Annotated in this window: 19 protein-coding genes; 6 read left to right on the top strand and 13 right to left on the bottom strand. The window is 56.0% G+C overall.

Going from position 1 to position 18,977, the window contains the following annotated elements; genetic code table 11:
- Window positions 1–80: 80 nt before the first annotated feature.
- Genes ruvC through aspS form a run of 4 tightly spaced genes read right to left on the bottom strand, consistent with a single transcriptional unit; the run spans window position 81 to window position 3,637 of the window.
- Entirely contained in the window at window positions 81–602 is a 522-nt protein-coding gene (gene ruvC / locus BJP35_RS21425) for a crossover junction endodeoxyribonuclease RuvC (RefSeq protein ID WP_020883394.1), read from the bottom strand.
- Between the two features lie 34 nt (window positions 603–636).
- Window positions 637–1,377: a YebC/PmpR family DNA-binding transcriptional regulator gene (locus tag BJP35_RS21420; RefSeq protein ID WP_014170643.1), complete on the bottom strand. Its 741-nt coding sequence runs from the start codon at window positions 1,375–1,377 to the stop codon at window positions 637–639.
- Window positions 1,378–1,404: 27 nt separating this feature from the next.
- Window positions 1,405–1,848: a dihydroneopterin triphosphate diphosphatase gene (gene nudB / locus BJP35_RS21415; protein WP_014170644.1), complete on the bottom strand. Its 444-nt coding sequence runs from the start codon at window positions 1,846–1,848 to the stop codon at window positions 1,405–1,407.
- A 1-nt stretch (window position 1,849) separates the two neighbouring features.
- Entirely contained in the window at window positions 1,850–3,637 is a 1,788-nt protein-coding gene (gene aspS, locus BJP35_RS21410; protein WP_014170645.1) for an aspartate--tRNA ligase, read from the bottom strand.
- A 264-nt stretch (window positions 3,638–3,901) separates the two neighbouring features.
- Between aspS and BJP35_RS21405 the strand changes: the two genes are divergently transcribed.
- Genes BJP35_RS21405 through cmoB form a run of 5 tightly spaced genes read left to right on the top strand, consistent with a single transcriptional unit; the run spans window position 3,902 to window position 7,482 of the window.
- Complete coding sequence (locus BJP35_RS21405; protein WP_032678431.1) at window positions 3,902–4,468, top strand: hydrolase; 567 nt, start codon at window positions 3,902–3,904, stop codon at window positions 4,466–4,468.
- Complete coding sequence (locus tag BJP35_RS21400) at window positions 4,465–5,283, top strand: DUF72 domain-containing protein (RefSeq protein ID WP_086463551.1); 819 nt, start codon at window positions 4,465–4,467, stop codon at window positions 5,281–5,283. The genes BJP35_RS21405 and BJP35_RS21400 overlap by 4 nt, the downstream gene beginning before the upstream one ends.
- Window positions 5,284–5,334: 51 nt before the next feature.
- Window positions 5,335–5,730, top strand: coding sequence for an MAPEG family protein (locus tag BJP35_RS21395; protein WP_020883391.1), 396 nt, complete (start codon window positions 5,335–5,337; stop codon window positions 5,728–5,730).
- Window positions 5,731–5,770: 40 nt separating this feature from the next.
- A complete protein-coding gene (cmoA, locus tag BJP35_RS21390; protein ID WP_020883390.1) occupies window positions 5,771–6,514 on the top strand; it encodes a carboxy-S-adenosyl-L-methionine synthase CmoA in 744 nt (247 codons plus the stop codon).
- On the top strand, window positions 6,511–7,482 hold the full coding sequence (cmoB, locus tag BJP35_RS21385; protein ID WP_020883389.1) for a tRNA 5-methoxyuridine(34)/uridine 5-oxyacetic acid(34) synthase CmoB: 972 nt from the start codon (window positions 6,511–6,513) through the stop codon (window positions 7,480–7,482). The genes cmoA and cmoB overlap by 4 nt, the downstream gene beginning before the upstream one ends.
- 175 nt (window positions 7,483–7,657) lie before the next feature.
- On the opposite strand, the gene cutC is transcribed toward cmoB, so the two are convergent.
- Window positions 7,658–8,401: a copper homeostasis protein CutC gene (gene cutC / locus BJP35_RS21380; RefSeq protein WP_086463550.1), complete on the bottom strand. Its 744-nt coding sequence runs from the start codon at window positions 8,399–8,401 to the stop codon at window positions 7,658–7,660.
- Window positions 8,402–8,477: 76 nt separating this feature from the next.
- Window positions 8,478–9,038, bottom strand: a complete 561-nt coding sequence (locus BJP35_RS21375; protein WP_014170652.1) for a VOC family protein — start codon at window positions 9,036–9,038, stop codon at window positions 8,478–8,480.
- 239 nt (window positions 9,039–9,277) lie between these two features.
- Between BJP35_RS21375 and argS the strand changes: the two genes are divergently transcribed.
- Window positions 9,278–11,011, top strand: a complete 1,734-nt coding sequence (gene argS, locus BJP35_RS21370; RefSeq protein ID WP_014170653.1) for an arginine--tRNA ligase — start codon at window positions 9,278–9,280, stop codon at window positions 11,009–11,011.
- Window positions 11,012–11,045: 34 nt separating this feature from the next.
- Here the strand turns inward: argS and BJP35_RS21365 are convergent, their stop codons facing one another.
- The 7 genes from BJP35_RS21365 to cheY form a co-directional block, all read right to left on the bottom strand.
- The gene (locus BJP35_RS21365) at window positions 11,046–12,185 is read right to left on the bottom strand and encodes a glycoside hydrolase family 105 protein (protein WP_086463549.1); all 1,140 of its coding nucleotides are present in this window, start codon (window positions 12,183–12,185) and stop codon (window positions 11,046–11,048) included.
- A gap of 4 nt (window positions 12,186–12,189) precedes the next feature.
- A complete protein-coding gene (locus tag BJP35_RS21360; protein ID WP_025203842.1) occupies window positions 12,190–13,773 on the bottom strand; it encodes an MFS transporter in 1,584 nt (527 codons plus the stop codon).
- Window positions 13,774–14,037: 264 nt separating this feature from the next.
- Window positions 14,038–14,433 (bottom strand): flagellar protein FlhE, encoded by a 396-nt coding sequence (locus tag BJP35_RS21355; protein WP_123266835.1) that lies wholly within the window; start codon window positions 14,431–14,433, stop codon window positions 14,038–14,040.
- On the bottom strand, window positions 14,430–16,508 hold the full coding sequence (flhA, locus tag BJP35_RS21350; RefSeq protein ID WP_014170658.1) for a flagellar biosynthesis protein FlhA: 2,079 nt from the start codon (window positions 16,506–16,508) through the stop codon (window positions 14,430–14,432). The genes BJP35_RS21355 and flhA overlap by 4 nt, the downstream gene beginning before the upstream one ends.
- Window positions 16,501–17,649 carry a flagellar biosynthesis protein FlhB gene (gene flhB / locus BJP35_RS21345; RefSeq protein ID WP_014170659.1) on the bottom strand — a complete coding sequence of 383 codons (1,149 nt, stop codon included), beginning with the start codon at window positions 17,647–17,649 and terminating at the stop codon, window positions 16,501–16,503. Before flhB ends, flhA begins: the two co-directional genes overlap by 8 nt.
- Window positions 17,650–17,926: 277 nt before the next feature.
- Window positions 17,927–18,571, bottom strand: a complete 645-nt coding sequence (gene cheZ, locus BJP35_RS21340; RefSeq protein ID WP_013096065.1) for a protein phosphatase CheZ — start codon at window positions 18,569–18,571, stop codon at window positions 17,927–17,929.
- Between the two features lie 13 nt (window positions 18,572–18,584).
- Entirely contained in the window at window positions 18,585–18,974 is a 390-nt protein-coding gene (gene cheY / locus BJP35_RS21335) for a chemotaxis response regulator CheY (RefSeq protein WP_000763862.1), read from the bottom strand.
- Window positions 18,975–18,977: the final 3 nt, after the last annotated feature.

Below are 18,977 nucleotides of genomic sequence, written 5' to 3'. Positions count from 1 at the left end.
GTGACGCTCCTGCGTTCTGGAAGAAATTAACTGCCGACATAATAAAAAAAGGCTGGATAAACATCCAGCCTGATTTGTCATTATCGTAACCTGCCTCGCGCCAGATTAAGCCGCGATTCGCTCATCTGAATCGCGTTCTGGCTTATATGACAGTGGGTAATGGCTATCGCCAGCGCATCGGCGGCGTCTGCCTGCGGGTTCGCGGGAAGCTTCAGGAGCGTGCGCACCATATGCTGCACCTGACTTTTCTCCGCGCTACCAATCCCCACGACGGTCTGTTTGACCTGTCTGGCTGCGTATTCGAACACCGGAAGATCCTGATTCACCGCCGCCACAATGGCAACGCCCCGTGCCTGACCCAGTTTTAACGCTGAATCGGCGTTTTTCGCCATAAAGACCTGCTCGATGGCAAAAAAGTCGGGCTGAAACTGGGTGATGATCTCCGACACGCCAGCATAGATTAGCTTCAGGCGCGACGGCAGATCGTCCACTTTGGTCCGAATACAGCCGCTGCCAAGGTAGGTTAACTGGCGCCCTACCTGCCGGATGACGCCATAACCGGTGACGCGCGAGCCGGGGTCAATCCCGAGGATAATCGACATCACGCGTCTCCCGTAAACGGTTTATACGCTCTCATCAGAGAGTCGCTGCAACCTCATCAGAGATTTCACCGTTATGATACACTTCCTGCACGTCGTCGCAGTCTTCGAGCATGTCGATCAGACGCAGCAGTTTAGGTGCCGTTTCCGCATCCATGTCCGCTTTGGTTGACGGGATCATGGAAACTTCAGCGTTGTCTGCTTTCAGACCCGCCGCTTCCAGCGCGTCACGTACCGCGCCCATCTCTTCCCACGCGGTGTAGACGTCGATTGCGCCATCATCATAGGTCACAACGTCTTCTGCACCGGCTTCCAGCGCCGCTTCCATGATTACGTCTTCGTCGCCTTTCTCGAAGGAGATGACGCCTTTTTTGCTGAACAGATAGGCCACGGAGCCGTCAGTGCCCAGGTTACCACCGCATTTGCTGAAGGCATGACGCACTTCCGCTACGGTACGGTTACGGTTGTCGGACAGACATTCAACCATCACCGCCGTACCGCCAGGACCGTAACCTTCATAAATGATGGTTTCCATGTTCGCGTCTTCATCACCGCCTACGCCACGTGCGATAGCACGGTTCAGGGTGTCACGCGTCATGTTGTTGGACAGGGCTTTATCCACTGCCGCGCGCAGACGCGGGTTAGACGCCGCATCGCCGCCGCCCAGACGTGCCGCTGTAACCAGCTCACGAATAATTTTGGTGAAGATCTTACCGCGCTTGGCATCCTGTGCCGCTTTGCGGTGTTTGGTGTTGGCCCACTTACTATGACCTGCCATAAAAATTTCCTCAAAGAGCGCGCCTTTTCAGGCTACGTTAATTACAAATTCTTCAATCGCCTGCCGGTTGCTCCACGATTTGGTCAGTGCAGCGGCATCCGCCGCATCCACCCAGCGGTAGGTCAGGTGTTCGGTAAACACGATCTCCCGTTCATGGGGGAGCGCGAGACAGAACCACGATTCCGTATTGCGCTCAATACCCGGCGCATAGCGATGACGTAAATGGCTAAAAATTTCAAACTCCACCGTGCGCTGACAGTCCTTCAGGGTCAGTTGCTCGCAAGCAACGTCAATGGTGACCTCTTCCTTTACTTCGCGCGCGGCGGCCTGCGACGCGGTCTCCCCCTCTTCCAGGCTGCCGGTAACCGACTGCCAGAAATCAGGGTCATCGCGCCGCTGCAACATCAGCACCCGTTTCGTATCTTCTGCATAAATGACAACCAGAACCGAAACGGGACGCTTATACTGCATATTATTCGTTCTCCGAAATCTCTTTTGAAGCTTTCGGAAGCACCTGAATGCCCAGCTCAGCCAGCGCGGCCGGGTTGGCAAAGCTTGGGGCTTCCGTCATCAGACAGGCCGCAGCCGTGGTTTTCGGGAAGGCGATAACATCACGAATGTTGTCGGTGCCGGTCAGCAGCATGGTCAAACGGTCAAGACCGAATGCCAGACCCGCGTGTGGCGGCGTACCGTATTTCAGGGCGTCCAGCAGGAAGCCGAATTTCTCGCGCTGTTCGTGCTCGTTGATTCCCAGAATACCAAACACGGTTTGCTGCATTTCGCCGCTGTGAATACGCACGGAACCGCCACCCACTTCGTAGCCGTTGATAACCATGTCATACGCGTTTGCTACCGCATCTTCCGGTGCCGCTTTCAGCTCTGACGCCGTCATGTCTTTTGGCGAGGTGAACGGGTGGTGCATTGCGGTCAGGCCGCCTTCACCGTCGTCTTCGAACATTGGGAAGTCGATTACCCACAGCGGAGCCCATTTGCTCTCGTCCGTCAGGCTCAGGTCTTTACCCAGCTTCAGACGCAGCGCGCCCATCGCGTCAGCAACGATTTTCTTGTTGTCTGCGCCAAAGAAGATCATGTCGCCATCCTGTGCGCCGGTGCGCTCGAGGATCGCTTCCACGATTTCCGCGTTCAGGAATTTCGCCACCGGGCTGGTAATGCCTTCCAGACCTTTCGCACGTTCGGTCACTTTAATATAGGCCAGACCTTTCGCGCCGTAGATCTTGATGAAGTTGCCGTAATCGTCAATCTGCTTACGGCTCAGCGCCGCACCGCCCGGTACACGCAGGGCAGCCACGCGACCTTTTGGATCGTTAGCCGGGCCGGCAAATACCGCGAACTCAACGGATTTCACTAGGTCTGCAACGTCCACCAGCTCCATCGGGTTACGCAGGTCTGGTTTGTCAGAACCGTAGCGACGTTCAGCTTCAGCGAAGGTCATGATGGGGAAATCACCCAGTTCCACGCCTTTCACGTCATTCCACAGACTGCGCACCAGGGCTTCCATCACTTCACGCACCTGCTCGGCCGTCATGAAGGAGGTTTCCACATCGATCTGGGTAAATTCTGGCTGACGATCAGCACGCAGGTCTTCGTCGCGGAAGCATTTTACAATCTGATAGTAGCGATCGAAGCCGGACATCATCAGCAGCTGTTTGAACAGCTGAGGAGACTGTGGCAGCGCGTAGAATTTGCCTTTGTGTACACGGGATGGAACCAGGTAATCGCGCGCGCCTTCCGGCGTGGCTTTGGTCAGCATCGGGGTTTCGATGTCGAGGAAACCGTGGTCATCCATAAAGCGACGCACCAGGCTGGTGATTTTCGCACGGGTTTTCAGGCGCTGAGCCATTTCCGGACGACGCAGGTCCAGATAGCGGTATTTCAGACGCGCTTCTTCAGTGTTGACGTGGTTGGAGTCCAGCGGCAGCGCTTCAGCACGGTTGATGATAACCAGATCCGACGCCAGCACTTCAATTGCGCCGGTCGCCATGTCTGCGTTAACGTTTTTCTCGTCACGCGCACGTACGGTGCCGGTGACCTGAATGCAGAACTCATTACGCAGCTCAGAAGCCAGCTTCAACGCATCTGCGCGATCTGGGTCGAAGAACACCTGAACGATACCTTCGCGGTCGCGCATATCGATGAAGATAAGGCTCCCAAGATCACGACGACGATTGACCCAACCACACAGGGTTACCTGCTGTCCAACGTGGGACTGACGCAGCTGCCCGCAATATTCTGTACGCATGAGATATCCCTTAATTAGCCGCAGGCTAAATGTCGCCTGGAATGCAGGCTACTATGTCGCAGCTTTCTGTATGTCACAACTGGATGAAAAAAGGCGGCTATTATACTGGAAATTCCGCCAGACGATAAGAGCGAACCACGGCCAGACGGTCGTTTGCTGCGCGCTTATTGTGTATTCTCACAAAAATTAACAAAATTATCCGACCGATAACAGGTCATTACGTCGTAAGGTGTAGCGGAAGCGACTCATTTCACTGGAGTTACCATGTTAACACTTAATGCCCGCAAAACCGCGCTTGTGGTGATTGATTTACAGGAAGGGATCCTGCCGTTTGCCGGAGGCCCGCACAGCGCCGAAGATGTTGTCAGCCGCGCAGCGCGTCTGGCAGAAAAATGCCGTGCCAGCGGTGCCCCTGTGATCATGGTGCGCGTTGGCTGGTCAGCGGATTTCGCTGAGGCCTTAAAACAGCCTGTCGATGCTCAGGTTGCAGCACATTCACTACCTGAAAACTGGTGGACCTATCCGGTTTCGCTCGGCAAACGGGACAGCGATATCGAAGTGACCAAACGCCAGTGGGGCGCATTCTACGGCACCGATCTTGAGCTGCAGCTGCGTCGGCGCGGTATCGACACCCTGATTCTCTGTGGGATCTCCACCAACATTGGCGTGGAATCCACCGCCCGAAACGCCTGGGAACTGGGCTTTAACCTGGTGATTGCTGAAGATGCATGCAGCGCAGCGTCTGCGGAGCAGCACCAGGGCAGTATGACCCACATCTTCCCGCGCATTGGCCGCGTGCGTAGCACGGACGACATTATAAGCGCCCTATGATCTACCTTGGCCTGCCCCAGTGGACGCACCCGAAATGGGTGCGCCTGGGTATTACCAGCCTTGAAGAATATGCCCGTCATTTCAACTGCGTCGAGGGCAATACCACCCTCTACGCGTTGCCCAGAGCAGAGATTGTTGAGCGCTGGCGCGACCAGACGACCGATGACTTCCGCTTCTGCTTCAAGTTTCCGGCGACGATCTCCCACACCGCTGCGCTGCGAAACTGCGGTGATTTGACCGACGAGTTCTTTGGCCGGATGTCGCCGCTGGCGAACCGCATCGGTCAGTACTGGTTGCAGCTTCCGGCCACCTTTAGCCCACGCGACCTGCCTGCGCTATGGCAGTTTCTTGATACCCTGCCCAAAGACTTTACCTATGGCGTTGAGGTGAGACATGCGACGTTTTTTGCCAAGGGAGAGGCTGAAAGGGCCCTTAACCGTGGCTTACATGCGCGCGGGGTGAACCGGGTGATTCTCGACAGCCGTCCCGTGCACAGCGCCATCCCGCATAACGAGGCCATCATTGATGCCCAGCGTAAAAAGCCCAGAGTGCCTGTTCACGCCGTGGTCACCGCGCAAAACCCGATGGTCAGGTTTATCGGCAGCGATAATATGCAGCAAAACCAGGAGATGTTCGCCGTCTGGCTGCAAAAATTAGCGAAATGGGAGCAAACCACCACGCCGTATCTCTTTCTCCATACGCCGGATATCGCTCATGCCCCCGAACTGGTCGATGTTCTCTGGCAGGCCTTGCAGGCTGCGGTTCCGTCCGTTGGCAGCGCCCCTTCTATCCCACAACAATCTTCTCTTTTCTGATATCAGCCCCTATCATAGGAAGGTGCCATCTGCCAAAAACAGGGAGTTAGTATGGTCAGCGCGCTGTATGCGGTGTTAGGTGCATTACTGCTGATTAAGTTTTCATTTGATGTTGTGCGCCTGCGAATGCAGTACCGTGTTTCTTACGGTGACGGTGGTTTTTCTGAGTTACAAAGCGCTATCCGCATTCACGGTAACGCGGTTGAGTACATCCCCGTTGCGTTAATTTTGCTGCTGTTTATGGAAATGAACGGCGCGGAAACCTGGATGGTGCACGTCTGCGGCCTGCTTCTGATTGCCGGCCGGTTAATGCATTATTACGGCTTTCACCACCGCTTGTTCCGCTGGCGTCGTTCCGGCATGAGCGCGACCTGGTGTTCGCTTTTGCTGATGGTGCTGGCTAACCTTTGGTATATGCCGTGGGAGTTGGTTTTCTCCTTCCATTAGCGCACAATACGCCACTTTATTTTTCCCGGATTTTTACGTTATGTCAGATCGCGACACGCTTTTTTCCGCGCCTATCGCCAGCCTGGGCGACTGGACCTTCGATGAACGGGTAGCCGAAGTCTTCCCGGATATGATCCAGCGCTCTGTTCCCGGTTATTCCAATATCATCTCTATGATCGGCATGCTGGCTGAGCGTTTCGTTCAACCGGGCACGCAGGTGTATGATCTGGGCTGCTCGCTCGGCGCGGCAACGCTGTCGGTTCGTCGTAATGTTCACCATGAGGGCTGCAAAATCATTGCCGTCGATAACTCCCCGGCCATGGTGGAACGCTGCCGTCGCCACATCGACGCGTATAAAGCCCCGACGCCAGTCGAGGTTGTGGAAGGTGATATCCGTGATATCGACATCAATAACGCGTCGCTGGTGGTTCTGAATTTTACTCTGCAGTTCCTGGTGCCTGAAGACCGTCAGCTGTTGCTGGACAAAATCTATAAAGGCCTGAAGCCCGGTGGCGCGCTGGTGCTGTCCGAGAAATTCAGCTTTGAAGATGCCGAAGTGGGTGAGCTGCTGTTCAATATGCACCACGACTTCAAACGGGCCAACGGCTATAGCGAACTGGAAATTAGCCAGAAACGTAGCATGCTCGAAAACGTGATGCTGACGGACTCCGTCGAAACCCATAAAGCACGCCTGCGTCAGGCAGGCTTCGAGCACAGCGAACTGTGGTTCCAGTGCTTCAACTTCGGCTCGCTGGTGGCGCTGAAAGGTGGGGACATCGCATGATCGAGTTCAGTAATTTCTATCAGCTGATTGCCAAAAACCACCTCTCCCACTGGCTGGAGACACTGCCTGCACAAATTGCTGCCTGGCAGCGGGATCAGCAGCATGGTCTGTTAAAGCAGTGGTCCAACGCGGTGGAGTTTCTGCCGGAACTGACCCCGCATCGTCTGGATCTGCTCCACAGCGTTACCGCGCAAAGCGAAACGCCGCTTCCGCCCGGGCAGATAAACCGCATTGAAACGCTGATGCGTAACCTGATGCCGTGGCGCAAAGGTCCGTTCTCACTCTACGGCGTTAACATTAATACTGAATGGCGTTCTGACTGGAAATGGGATCGCGTGCTGCCTCACCTTTCCGACCTGACCGGGCGAACCATTCTGGATGTTGGCTGCGGCAGCGGTTACCACATGTGGCGCATGATTGGCGCAGGGGCACATCTGGCGGTGGGGATTGACCCTATGCAGCTATTCCTGTGCCAGTTTGAAGCGGTGCGTAAATTGCTGGGTAACGACCAGCGCGCGCACCTGCTGCCGTTGGGTATTGAGCAGCTCCCTGCCCTGAAGGCGTTTGACACCGTGTTTTCGATGGGTGTCCTGTACCACCGCCGCTCCCCACTCGAACATCTGTGGCAGCTGAAAGATCAGCTGGTCAGCGGCGGCGAGCTGGTGCTGGAAACGCTGGTGGTTGAGGGTGATGAGAATACCGTTCTGGTGCCGGGCGATCGCTATGCGCAGATGCGGAACGTTTACTTTATTCCTTCCGCGCCGGCGCTGAAAAACTGGCTGGAGAAGTGCGGTTTTGTGGATGTCCGTATTGCCGATGTTTGCGTAACGTCAACTGAAGAACAGCGTCGCACCGACTGGATGATCACCGAATCGCTGGCGGAATTCCTCGACCCGGCAGACCACAGCAAGACTGTCGAAGGGTATCCTGCGCCAATGCGCGCGGTGTTGATCGCGACGAAACCGTAGATTCCCCCCCGGCCCTCTTCCCAAAGGGCGAGGGAGAAAAGACCGCACCGTACTGTCCCCTCTCCTCTTTGGGGAGAGGGTTAGATAAAAAAAGGCCCCTGTTGAAATTGCAGGGGCCTGGTACAAGCAAGCATCATATTGGGCGACATGATGCGCGGTAAAAATCGGTACGTTGCTACACGTGATGACGTTCAATCATCGATTTCATTACCGCAACCGACTCTCCCTCTACACCGTAGCGTGAGTACTCATCCGCTTCAGCATCCGTCGACATTGACAACCCTGTGTTGCGATAACGCATGGGCGATGGCATCCATTTGCCCGCAGAGCTGTGAAGCTCCTCTACCCCGGCGTTTAAAAACAGTTCCATATTGCTGGCACGCACTCCCGCACCCGCCATTATTATTGGAACACCGGAATGTGCTTTTAGTTCCGTAATTAATTGCAGTCCTTTTTCAGCAGAGGACTGCTGACCCGATGTCAGGACCCGCGCCACGCCAAGTTCAGCAAGAATATCAAAGGATTGCAGGGGATCTTTACACATATCAAACGCGCGATGAAAAGTGACCGCCATCCCTTTTGCCGCGTTCATGACCTGACGCATGCGCGGCAGATCGACATTGCCGTCTTCATCAAGCAACCCAATAACCAGGCCGGGGAATCCCAGATCGCGAACGAGAGTGATATCTTCAAGCATGGCACTGAACTCGCCCGGCGTGTAACAGAAATCGCCGCCGCGAGGACGAATAATCGGGTGTACCGGAACGGTGACAGCCTGACGGGCAGACTTCAGCATCCCGTATGAAGGCGTTAACCCACCCTCTTTGGGTGCGGCGCACAGTTCAATGCGGTCAGCCCCGTGCTGTTGCGCGGTGACGGCACACTCCGCGCTGTAACAACAAATCTCCAGCAGCGCCATTACATCCTCCTTAATATCCACTTAACGTACCATCATGACACGCAGGCTACGCCCGGTCTCAGCGTACGGTCACATCTTATGCTTCGCTGGCAACAATCTGTTCGATCGTCCAGGGATGGAACTTCACGGTAACCTGTCCGTCAGTGACGGCCAGAGTAGGATTAGGCAGACGCTCACGTTCGCCTTTCGGGGAACTTGTTTTCACAAAAATGCCAGGCTTGCTCAGACCCTCATCAGACAATAGCGCCAGTGCACGGGCATTCAGCGTTTCGGGCTCACCCGGCAGGACAATTTCGATATGCTCCCAGCCTTCATGCGGATAGCGTTTCTCGCCCGGCCAGGGCAATTCGACCACACTGAACTGCCAGTGAGCCACGCACACCGGTTCATGCAGTTTGAACAGGCAGATGGGGCGACCGTTGATGATGTTCTCTGAGAGTAACTCGCCACACTGTTCAAACCCGCGACGCCAGCGCTCGGCGGTTGCGTTCTGATGACAGCGCAAGGAGATGTGATCGGCCTCAAGCGGCGCAATATCCAGACCAAGGCGGGTGGCAAGTTCTGTGAACGCCTGGGTGAAGCGCGGTAAATCTGCGGAAATATCATGCAGTTCGTCAATGGAGTGCCAGTTCGCCATACGTCAGTCTCTTATCGTGTCGCAAAGCCGCTAATTTACTCTGTTGCCCTCTTTCGACCAACCTCTGAATAGCGGTTTTTACGACTGCATGTTTATGCATGCTTTCTTAGCCTGGATTCTGAGCAATCTTCGGCCCCCGCAATGCTGACGCCAGAAGGCATTTGCAGTATACTCCCGCCCTAAATTCTTTAACTGGCGCGGGCGGTTATTTGCCCGCATCAAAAATGTAAGGTATCCAGGTGAATATTCAGGCTCTTCTCTCCGAAAAAGTCAGTCAGGCACTGATTGCCGCAGGTGCGCCTGCGGATTGCGAACCGCAGGTTCGTCAGTCAGCAAAAGTACAGTTTGGCGACTATCAGGCTAATGGCGTGATGGCAGTGGCTAAAAAACTGGGTATGCCGCCGCGACAACTCGCCGAGCAGGTGCTGACTCATCTGGATCTCACCGGTATTGCCAGCAAAACTGAAATCGCCGGCCCTGGATTTATCAACATCTTCCTTGAGCCTGCTTTCCTGGCACGCCACGTTGACGCGGCGCTGAAATCTGACCGTCTGGGTGTCTCCCAGCCAGAAGCGCAGACCGTGGTGATTGACTACTCAGCGCCAAACGTGGCGAAGGAGATGCACGTAGGGCACCTGCGTTCCACCATTATCGGTGACGCAGCCGTGCGTACCCTGGAGTTCCTCGGACACAAAGTGATCCGCGCGAACCACGTGGGCGACTGGGGTACCCAGTTCGGGATGCTGATTGCTTACCTGGAAAAACAGCAGCAGGAAAACGCGGGTGAGATGGCCCTGGCAGACCTGGAAGGGTTCTACCGCGAAGCTAAAAAACACTACGACGAAGACGACGCTTTTGCCGAGCGCGCGCGCAGTTACGTGGTAAAACTGCAGGGCGGTGACCCGTACTTCCTCGAGATGTGGCGTAAACTGGTTGACATCACCATGTCCCAGAACCAGCTCACCTATAATCGTCTGAACGTTACCCTGACCCGTGACGATGTGATGGGTGAAAGCCTCTATAACCCGATGCTGCCTGGCATTGTGGCCGACCTGAAAGCCAAAAACCTGGCGGTTGAGAGCGAAGGCGCTACGGTCGTGTTCCTTGATGAGTATAAAAACAAGGAAGGTGAACCGATGGGCGTGATCATCCAGAAAAAGGATGGCGGCTATCTCTACACCACCACCGATATCGCCTGTGCGAAATACCGTTACGAAACGCTGCATGCGGACCGCGTGCTGTACTACATCGACTCCCGTCAGCACCAGCACCTGATGCAGGCGTGGACTATCGTGCGCAAAGCAGGCTACGTGCCGGATTCCGTGCCGCTTGAACACCATATGTTCGGCATGATGCTGGGTAAAGACGGTAAGCCGTTCAAAACCCGTGCAGGCGGTACCGTGAAGCTGTCCGACCTGCTGGACGAAGCGCTGGAACGCGCCCGCCGTCTGGTGGCCGAGAAGAATCCGGATATGCCTGCCGATGAGCTGGAAAAACTCGCCAACGCCGTGGGTATCGGTGCAGTGAAGTACGCGGATCTCTCCAAGAACCGTACCACCGACTATATCTTCGACTGGGATAACATGCTGGCCTTTGAAGGTAATACTGCGCCGTATATGCAGTATGCCTACACCCGCGTGCTCTCCGTGTTCCGTAAAGCCAGTATCGATGAAAGCGCGCTGGCCAATGCTGAGGTGATCATTTCCGAAGATCGCGAAGCCCAGCTGGCGGCACGTCTGCTGCAGTTTGAAGAGACGCTGGCCGTTGTCGCACGTGACGGTACCCCGCACGTGATGTGCTCTTACCTGTACGATCTGGCGGGTCTGTTCTCCGGTTTCTACGAACACTGCCCTATCCTGTCTGCGGAAAGCGAAGCGGTCCGCAACAGCCGCCTGAAGCTGGCTCAGCTGACGGCGAAGACCCTGAAGCTGGGTCTGGATACCCTGGGTATCGAAACCGTAGAGCGCATGTAATAAACAAACCCGGCCATCGCCGGGTTTTTTATGTTCAAAAATATTTGCGCAGGTATTCCGTTAAACACAGGATTGCCATGGCCTGTCCATAGGGCATCGACGTGAGTGGGATCTGGCGATAGAACGCCAGATCGCTGCCCATCCCCGTACCGAACGACGTCTGCAGTAACTCCCCTTCCGGCGAGATATTTTCCACAATGCCGCGAATCGCTTTCTCCGCCACCTCAGCATATTCCGCGCCGACATAGCGTTTACGCACCGCTTTCAGAATACCGTAGGCAAAGCCTGCCGTGGCTGACGCCTCAAGGTAGGAATGCGGATCGTCGAGCAGCGTATGCCACAGGCCGCTATCGTCCTGACATTTGGCGAGGGCCGCAATCTGCGCGTTCAGCACCTGCACAAGGTAGCGACGAACGGCGTTATGTTCAGGCAAATCCACCAGTTCAAGGAAATCCGGGATCACGATGGTCAGCCAGCTGTTGCCTCGTGCCCAGCGTGCCTTCGCAAAGTTATGGTGGCCTTCGTAATTCCAGCCGTGGAACCACAGGCCGGTTTCGCGATCCATCAGGTTTTGCACGTGCAGCAGAAACTGATACACCGCCTCTTCAACGTACTCCGGTTTATTAAGGAGCTTGCCGATTTTCGCCAGCGGCAGAACCGTCATCATCAGCGTGTCATCCCACATCTGCTGAGAATTCTCTTCCGCCAGGGTGATGTGCTGCATGCCGCCATGGTCGGTGCGCGGCATCTCATTCATGGCCCACTCCGCCCAACTTTCCAGCCACGGCAGCCAGGCCGGGTTTCTGGTCTCTTCATAACGATATGCCAGCGTCAGGAACGGTGACATGGTATTCACGTTTTTAGTGGTCGCCCCTTCCCTGAAACGATCGGCAAACCAGCGGTCAATGATGTCACGCATCGCTTCATCGCCCGTCTGGCAGTAATACTGCCAGATACCGTATAACCCCACGCCGTGGGTCCACTCCCAGCCTGCCCATCCTTTGGTGTCAATGACCCGCCCGTCGTCCAGGCGCAGTAAAAACTCACCTGTTGTATCGTGGATATTAACGAGGTTATGCGTCACCTTTTCAATCAGCGATTTCAGCTCGTCCCGGGCGATGAAATGCGCAGGCTGACGCAGGAGTGGACTGTGTTTGACCGGCCAAACTTTCATTATCTTAACCTCTGTTGTATGTCGAATTCAGTACCGCACGCCCCTTCAGCGAAGGTGCCGCAGGCTTATTACGATTAAGATAACCGATGTTGTTATTGCCCCACAGCGACGCATAAGGCATACCGGCCAGCATCTCCACGGTGGCGCGGGCTTCTGGTGTCGCACTCTCAGGAATGGCGCGGCCAGACGCGCGCATTTTGGCGGTCTCTTCACGCAACGTGGTGTGGGTGTGCAAATTGAGTTTGAAACGCAGCGAGACCAGGAAGCCGCAGAACAGAACCAGAAGCGTTCCCACGCTCAGGATCAGCAGAATGGTGTGGCTCACTTCCGCGGGCTGGGTCTTTTGTCCGCTGACAAAGCCGGACATCTGCATCACAATGCCCACCAGCATTACCGCCCCCGCCTGCGAGGCTTTACGGGTCAGCGTCATGATGCCGGCGAAAATCCCTTCGCGGCGCTGGCCGGTGATCACTTCATCGACATCAGCAATGTAGGTGTAGGTATTCCACGGTACATAGTTGATCCCACCGCGTCCCAGACCGGCAACTGCAGAGACCAGCAATAGCAGAGAGTAGATATCACTCAGGCCCGCGTAATACAGCACGGCGTAGGAAAGCGATGCCAGGCCAAACAGCACCACGACCATCCGATAGGACGGCGCGGGTCCGAAGCGAATGCACAGCGGGATCATGGCGATAACCGCAATAAACTGGAAGATGGCCATCGTGCCCAGCAGGCTGGAGGCCATGGATGCTTCCTGCATCAGCACGAAAACCACGTAGTAGGTAAACACGGCATTAAAGACGTCCTGGGCGATATACCCGCCAAGGTACATCCCCAGATGCTGACGGAAAATTCTCACGCGCAGCGTAGAGCTCAACTCCACAAACAGGCGGTTGAGGCTCTGCCCGAGCGACAGTTTCTTCTTCTCCTCTTCGGCACGCAGGGCGGCTTCGCTCCACTCTTCCCGCGGTCGCTCCCAGGTGAAGAACCAGACGAGCATCAGCATCAGCGCGCACAGCACGGAGAAGACCAGGCTTGCATAGAAAAAGGAGACCGCGTTGTCTTTGCCGAAATGCGTGAGCAGGATCCCCGGCAGGAATGAGGCCAGGATGGCAGACATTTGCGCCATCGAGATACGGGCACCTGAGAAGCGGGTTTTCTGTTTGAAGTCATCGGTCATTTCCGGCACCAGCGTTTCGTACGGCACCAGAATCATGGTGTAGACGATATCGAACACCAGATAGGTCAGCAGGTAATACCAGAAACTCATCTCCCCCACCCACATCAGGGAGTAGCTGAATACGCACGGGATCCCCAGCAGAATAAAGAACTTACGCCGACCGAAGCGCTTGCCGAGCCAGGTCGTGCCAAAGTTATCGGTCAAAAAGCCCATCAAAGGGCTGACGACGGCATCCAGTACCCTTGCGGCGGCAAAGATGAAGGTTGCTTCAATCGGGGAGAGTCCACAGAACGTTGTATAAAAATACAACAGCCAGGCCGCCGTCAGGGCGGTGGTTCCCGCCCCGAGGAAATCGCCTGACCCGTAAGCAAGATAATTTGCGAGTCCAATTTTTCGTGTTTTCATTGCCGTCAACCCTACTCAGTTTTGGGAGACTCCCTGTAAGCAAAATCTGATCCGGGAGTTATTACACGGCTACAGTAAGAGTATCGACCTGGTGATACCTTTCTGTTTTTGCCATCACCGGCAAGCGGCTGGCAAAAATGCAAAGAGTGTCGTTACGCGTGTCACTGATTTATAAAACAGCGTTTCTTTTACATCAAAAGAGGAGGTCATTTTTTGCGAGCCAGCCATCAGAAATGGCTGATGGCTGACGCAGAAGGCGGGGTATTAGCGGTAGTTGACGATGACGGAATTACGTTGAACTTTCAGCGCAGGGATCAGGCGTCCGCCGCCCGGCACTTCCCAGATAAAGCGCAAAGGTTCGACAGCAGGCACGCCGTTGAAGGCCTGAGTGGTGCCATTCTCTCCGTCAATTTCCGTACAGCGTGTCTGGGAGCACAGCCGTACCCGAAGCCCGGCAGGCGTTGGGCCAATAAGCGTGTAGTTCCAGACCACCAGGGTCATCAGACCGGACACCGGCTCAGTCGGTGATAGCGGTCGCGAAGACATGGCGACACCGCGGTTGCTGAGGGTCACGCCAATGCTGCTGGCCTGCCAGGTCCCTTCCCCGGCGGCCTGGGCCACCAGCGGAAAAAGTAAAATCCATAACCACTTACGCATTATTTTCCTCCGATCGTCGCCGTCATACGGATATGACGGTTATCCGACAACTCCATATTCGACAGCACGACCAGCTGGTTCAGGCTACGGCGCAGGAAGCGCGACAGCAGCGGACGCAGCGCATGGTTCACCAGCAGAACCGGTGGCGCACCCAGCATCTCCTGACGCGCCAGCGCCTCTTGTGTTTGCTCCAGCAGACGGTCGGCCAGGCCAGGTTCCAGCCCTCCACCGCCCTGCAGAGCCTGCAGCAGCAGACGTTCAAGCGGCGTATCGAGGCCAATAACCTGCACTTCCCCGGTGCCCGGGAACCACTGCTGCGTGATCGCCCGTCCCAGTGCCACGCGCACCACCGCCGTCAGTTCGTGCGGATCGCTTTGCAACGGTGCATGCTCGGCGAGGGTTTCCAGAATGGTACGCATATCGCGGATCGGCACTTTTTCCTCGAGCAGGTTTTGCAGCACCTTGTGCAGCGTGGTCAGCGTCACGACGCCTGGCACGAGATCTTCCGTCAGCTTCGGCATCTCCTGCGTGACGCGATCGAGCAGTTGCTGGGCTTCCTGACGACCAAACAGCTCTGCCGAGAATTGTCCAATCAGATGGTTCAGGTGAGTCGCCACCACGGTACTCGCCTCCACCACGGTGTAGCCCTGAATTTGCGCCTGCTCTTTCAGCGCGCTTTCAATCCAGATGGCAGCCAGGCCAAAGGCCGGGTCGATGGTTTGCTCGCCTGGCAGCGTACCTGCCGCGGTGCCCGGGTTAATGGCCAGCCAGCGGCCTGGATAAGCATCACCGCTGCCAATCTCTACGCCTTTCATCAGAATACGATAGCGCGCTGGCGGCAGATCCATATTGTCGCGGATGTGAACCACCGGCGGCAGGAAGCCCATGTCCTGGGCGAATTTTTTACGGATGCTGCGGATTCGGCCCAACAGTTCGCCATCCTGCTGGAAATCGACCATCGGGATGAGGCGATACCCTACTTCCATTCCCAGCGAGTCTTCCAGTTGAACGTCGTTCCAGGTCGCTTCCACGGCCTGCGTGTTCTCCGGCATTTTTACCGGAGCAGGTTCCGCTGCCGGGGTCATCTCACGGCCACGCATCCACCAGGCAAGGCCCAACAATGCCGCAGTGAACAGCAGGAACACCAGGTTTGGCATTCCCGGCACAAGACCAAGCAGGCCCAGCACCGCGGCGGCCAGCAGCATCACGCGCGGGTTGCTGAAGAGCTGCCCGACCATCTGCTCGCCAACATCCTGATCGGTACTGACGCGGGTCACGATAACCCCCGCCGCCGTTGAGATGACCAGTGCCGGGATCTGAGCCACCAGACCGTCACCAATGGTCAGCAGCGTATAGCTTTCCGCCGCGTGGCCCATGTCCATACCGTGCTGCAGCACGCCCACCAGCAGGCCGCCGACCACGTTAATCACCATGATCAGGATGCCCGCAATGGCATCACCGCGAACAAACTTACTCGCACCGTCCATTGAGCCGTAGAAGTCAGCCTCCTGCGTCACTTCCGAGCGGCGCTTTTTGGCTTCATCTTCGGCAATAAGCCCGGCGTTCAGATCCGCGTCGATGGCCATCTGCTTGCCCGGCATCCCGTCAAGCACAAAACGCGCGCCCACTTCCGCGATACGTCCGGCCCCTTTGGTGATAACCATAAAGTTGATGATGACAAGAATGACGAACACCACGATACCGATGGCAAAGTTACCGCCGACCAGGAAGTGGCCGAATGCCTCAACCACTTTACCCGCCGCGGCAGCACCGGTGTGGCCTTCCATCAGAATGATACGGGTTGACGCCACGTTCAGCGCCAGCCTTAACAAGGTGGTAAACAGCAGAATGGTCGGGAATGCGGCGAACTCAAGGGTGCGCTGGGTGAACATCGCCACCAGCAAAACCATAATGGACAACGCAATGTTGAATGTGAAAAGCAGGTCGAGGATGAACGCCGGAAGCGGCAACACCATCATCGACAGAATTAGCAGGATGAGAATCGGTCCGGCAAGGATCTGCCATTGCGTCGATTTCAGGTTGCCGGGCAGGCGCAACATTGCCACCAGATTAGCCATCAGTGTCCTTCTCGTTCATAAAATCCAGCGCGTCAGGCACCGGAAGGTTCTCAGGTTTCACAGGCCGTTGACCACCAGCCAGACGCCAGCGTTTCAACTGCCATACCCAGGCCAGCACTTCCGCCACCGCGGCGTAGAGTTGTCCTGGGATCTGTTGTCCAATTTCCGCATGGCGATACAGCGCGCGCGCCAGCGGAGGCGCTTCGAGTATGGGCACCCGGTTTTCGGTACCAATTTCACGAATACGCAGGGCGATGAGCCCCGCCCCTTTCGCCACCACTTTCGGCGCGCTCATTTTGTTTTCGTCGTACTGCAGCGCAACGGAATAGTGTGTCGGGTTAGTCACAATGACGTCGGCTTTTGGCACATCTTCCATCATCCGTCGACGGGCGGCAGCACGCTGCATCTGGCGGATACGCCCTTTCACGTGCGGGTCACCTTCCATCTGCTTATATTCATCCCGAATATCCTGACGAGACATGCGCAGTTTCTTGAAGTGGCTGTAAAGCTGGAAGATAACGTCAAAACCCACCATGGGAATAATGCTGAGCACCACCAGCAGGGCACAGAGCCCGGCCAGGTTCAGCGCATTGCTCATCGCGGTTAACGGCGATTCGCTGATAAGGCGCATCATTTCCGGCCAGTGGTGCCACAGAAAAAAACCGCCGGTACTGCCCATCAGGACCGATTTCAGAATCGCTTTAAGCAACTCCGCACCGGTTTGCGCCGAGAACATTTTCGCAATCCCCGGCAGCGGATTCAGTTTTGAAAACTTGGGTTGCAGCGATTTCCCGCTAAACACCAGACCGCCCAGCATTACGGGCGAGACCAGCGCCACCAGCACGACGCCGGTAATCAGGGGCAACAGCGCAAGCATGGCATCTTTAACGAGCAGGATTATCTGGCTGAGGATCAGGTTAGGGTCGTTGACCATACTGTGGTCAAAACGTAGGCCAGCCGAGAGCATTCCCGCCAGTTTGCGGGCGAGCGCCTCCCCACCCCACCAGATAATGCACACGCCTACGATGAGGATCAGCAGGGATGTCAGTTCTCGGGATCGGGGGACCTGCCCTTCCTCACGCGCTTTTTCTAGTCGGTGGGGTGTGGGGGCTTCCGTTTTGTCGTCGTTCTCTTCTGCCACAGTGCCTGCTCGCAGCCCATTTAGTCACGGGTATCATGCCAGCCTGACCTTTCATCAATGGGTTGAAAAAACCCAATAACCGGGTTCTTTTAGCCAGTTCAGCGTCGGAGCAATCGGGTGATGAGTAAAAAACGGCAAAAAAAAAATTTGAGATAGCGTTTGGCAACACTGTCAGCAAGCAGTGCGTGAGCAAGGGCCAGCCACCCCAGCGTTATGCACTCAAAATTAAGCGGCATACCCTCAGGTTGCGCGCGCAACCTGAGGGTCATCACCTCAATCAGAAACCAAGGCTGTCCAGCAGGTCGTCTACCTGATCCTGGCTTGCCACAACGCCCGCTTTGGTGGCGTCGAGCTGTGGACCGTTGAGCAGGCTTTCGTTCTCGCGTTTTGGACGAGCGGCCGGTTCCGGAATGTTCTCCAGCAGCACCATCAGCAGCTGACGTTCAATTTCCTGAATCACATCCATCATGCGTTTGATAACCTGGCCCGTGAGGTCCTGGAAATCCTGCGCCATCATGATGTCCAGCAGCTGCGCGTTGGTAAAGCTGGTGTGGCCCGGCACATCGCCCAGGAACTGACGGGTATCCGTGACCAGCTCGCGGGCATCCGCAAGCTCGATTGGATTCTCAAACCACTCATCCCAGCGTTTGGTCAGCGCTTTCGCGCCTTTCTCCATCGCATCCTGATGCGGTTGTGACGCTTCAACGCTGTTCAGCGCACGTTCAGCCGCCTGAGCGGTCATCTGCACAACGTAGTCCAGACGATCGCGGGCATCCGGAATGGCTTCCGCCGCTTCAGCAATTGCCTGGTCCAGCCCCAGTTCACGCAGGCTGTCACGCAGCATGCGTGTCAGGCTGCCGATGCGGGCAATGATATCGCTGGGCGAGTGTTCTTCAACGGGTTTCATAGCAGGTTGCATCATCATAACCAACACCTCACATGCCGAGTTTCTCGAAGATCTTACCGAGCTTCTCTTCCAGGGTGGCCGCAGTGAACGGCTTCACGACATAGCCACTAGCGCCCGCCTGTGCTGCGGCAATAATGTTCTCTTTTTTCGCTTCTGCGGTCACCATCAGAACCGGCAATGACGCCATTCCCGCGTCCGCACGGATGGTTTTCAGCAGTTCCAGACCGTCCATGTTTGGCATGTTCCAGTCGGAGATAACAAAACCAAACCCGCCCGCCTGCAGTTTGTTCAGCGCATCAACGCCGTCTTCTGCTTCTTCAACGTTGTTGAAGCCCAGCTCTTTCAGCAGGTTGCGTACGATACGACGCATGGTGGAAAAGTCATCCACAACCAAAAACTTAAGCTCTTTATCCGCCATAAA

The organism is Enterobacter sp. J49, assembly GCF_002148625.1.
In the GTDB taxonomy this organism is placed as follows: Bacteria; Pseudomonadota; Gammaproteobacteria; order Enterobacterales; family Enterobacteriaceae; genus Enterobacter; species Enterobacter ludwigii.
Note: the sequence above shows the minus strand (reverse complement) of the source record. Positions and strands in the feature narration are given on the sequence as shown.

Coding starts and splice junctions, on each gene's coding strand:
- ruvC (WP_020883394.1), bottom strand. CDS start 602: ATGTCGATTATCCTCGGGATTGACCCCGGCTCGCGCGTCACCGGTTAT.
- BJP35_RS21420 (WP_014170643.1), bottom strand. CDS start 1,377: ATGGCAGGTCATAGTAAGTGGGCCAACACCAAACACCGCAAAGCGGCA.
- nudB (WP_014170644.1), bottom strand. CDS start 1,848: ATGCAGTATAAGCGTCCCGTTTCGGTTCTGGTTGTCATTTATGCAGAA.
- aspS (WP_014170645.1), bottom strand. CDS start 3,637: ATGCGTACAGAATATTGCGGGCAGCTGCGTCAGTCCCACGTTGGACAG.
- BJP35_RS21405 (WP_032678431.1), top strand. CDS start 3,902: ATGTTAACACTTAATGCCCGCAAAACCGCGCTTGTGGTGATTGATTTA.
- BJP35_RS21400 (WP_086463551.1), top strand. CDS start 4,465: ATGATCTACCTTGGCCTGCCCCAGTGGACGCACCCGAAATGGGTGCGC.
- BJP35_RS21395 (WP_020883391.1), top strand. CDS start 5,335: ATGGTCAGCGCGCTGTATGCGGTGTTAGGTGCATTACTGCTGATTAAG.
- cmoA (WP_020883390.1), top strand. CDS start 5,771: ATGTCAGATCGCGACACGCTTTTTTCCGCGCCTATCGCCAGCCTGGGC.
- cmoB (WP_020883389.1), top strand. CDS start 6,511: ATGATCGAGTTCAGTAATTTCTATCAGCTGATTGCCAAAAACCACCTC.
- cutC (WP_086463550.1), bottom strand. CDS start 8,401: ATGGCGCTGCTGGAGATTTGTTGTTACAGCGCGGAGTGTGCCGTCACC.
- BJP35_RS21375 (WP_014170652.1), bottom strand. CDS start 9,038: ATGGCGAACTGGCACTCCATTGACGAACTGCATGATATTTCCGCAGAT.
- BJP35_RS21365 (WP_086463549.1), bottom strand. CDS start 12,185: ATGAAAGTTTGGCCGGTCAAACACAGTCCACTCCTGCGTCAGCCTGCG.
- BJP35_RS21360 (WP_025203842.1), bottom strand. CDS start 13,773: ATGAAAACACGAAAAATTGGACTCGCAAATTATCTTGCTTACGGGTCA.
- flhA (WP_014170658.1), bottom strand. CDS start 16,508: ATGGCTAATCTGGTGGCAATGTTGCGCCTGCCCGGCAACCTGAAATCG.
- cheZ (WP_013096065.1), bottom strand. CDS start 18,571: ATGATGCAACCTGCTATGAAACCCGTTGAAGAACACTCGCCCAGCGAT.
- cheY (WP_000763862.1), bottom strand. CDS start 18,974: ATGGCGGATAAAGAGCTTAAGTTTTTGGTTGTGGATGACTTTTCCACC.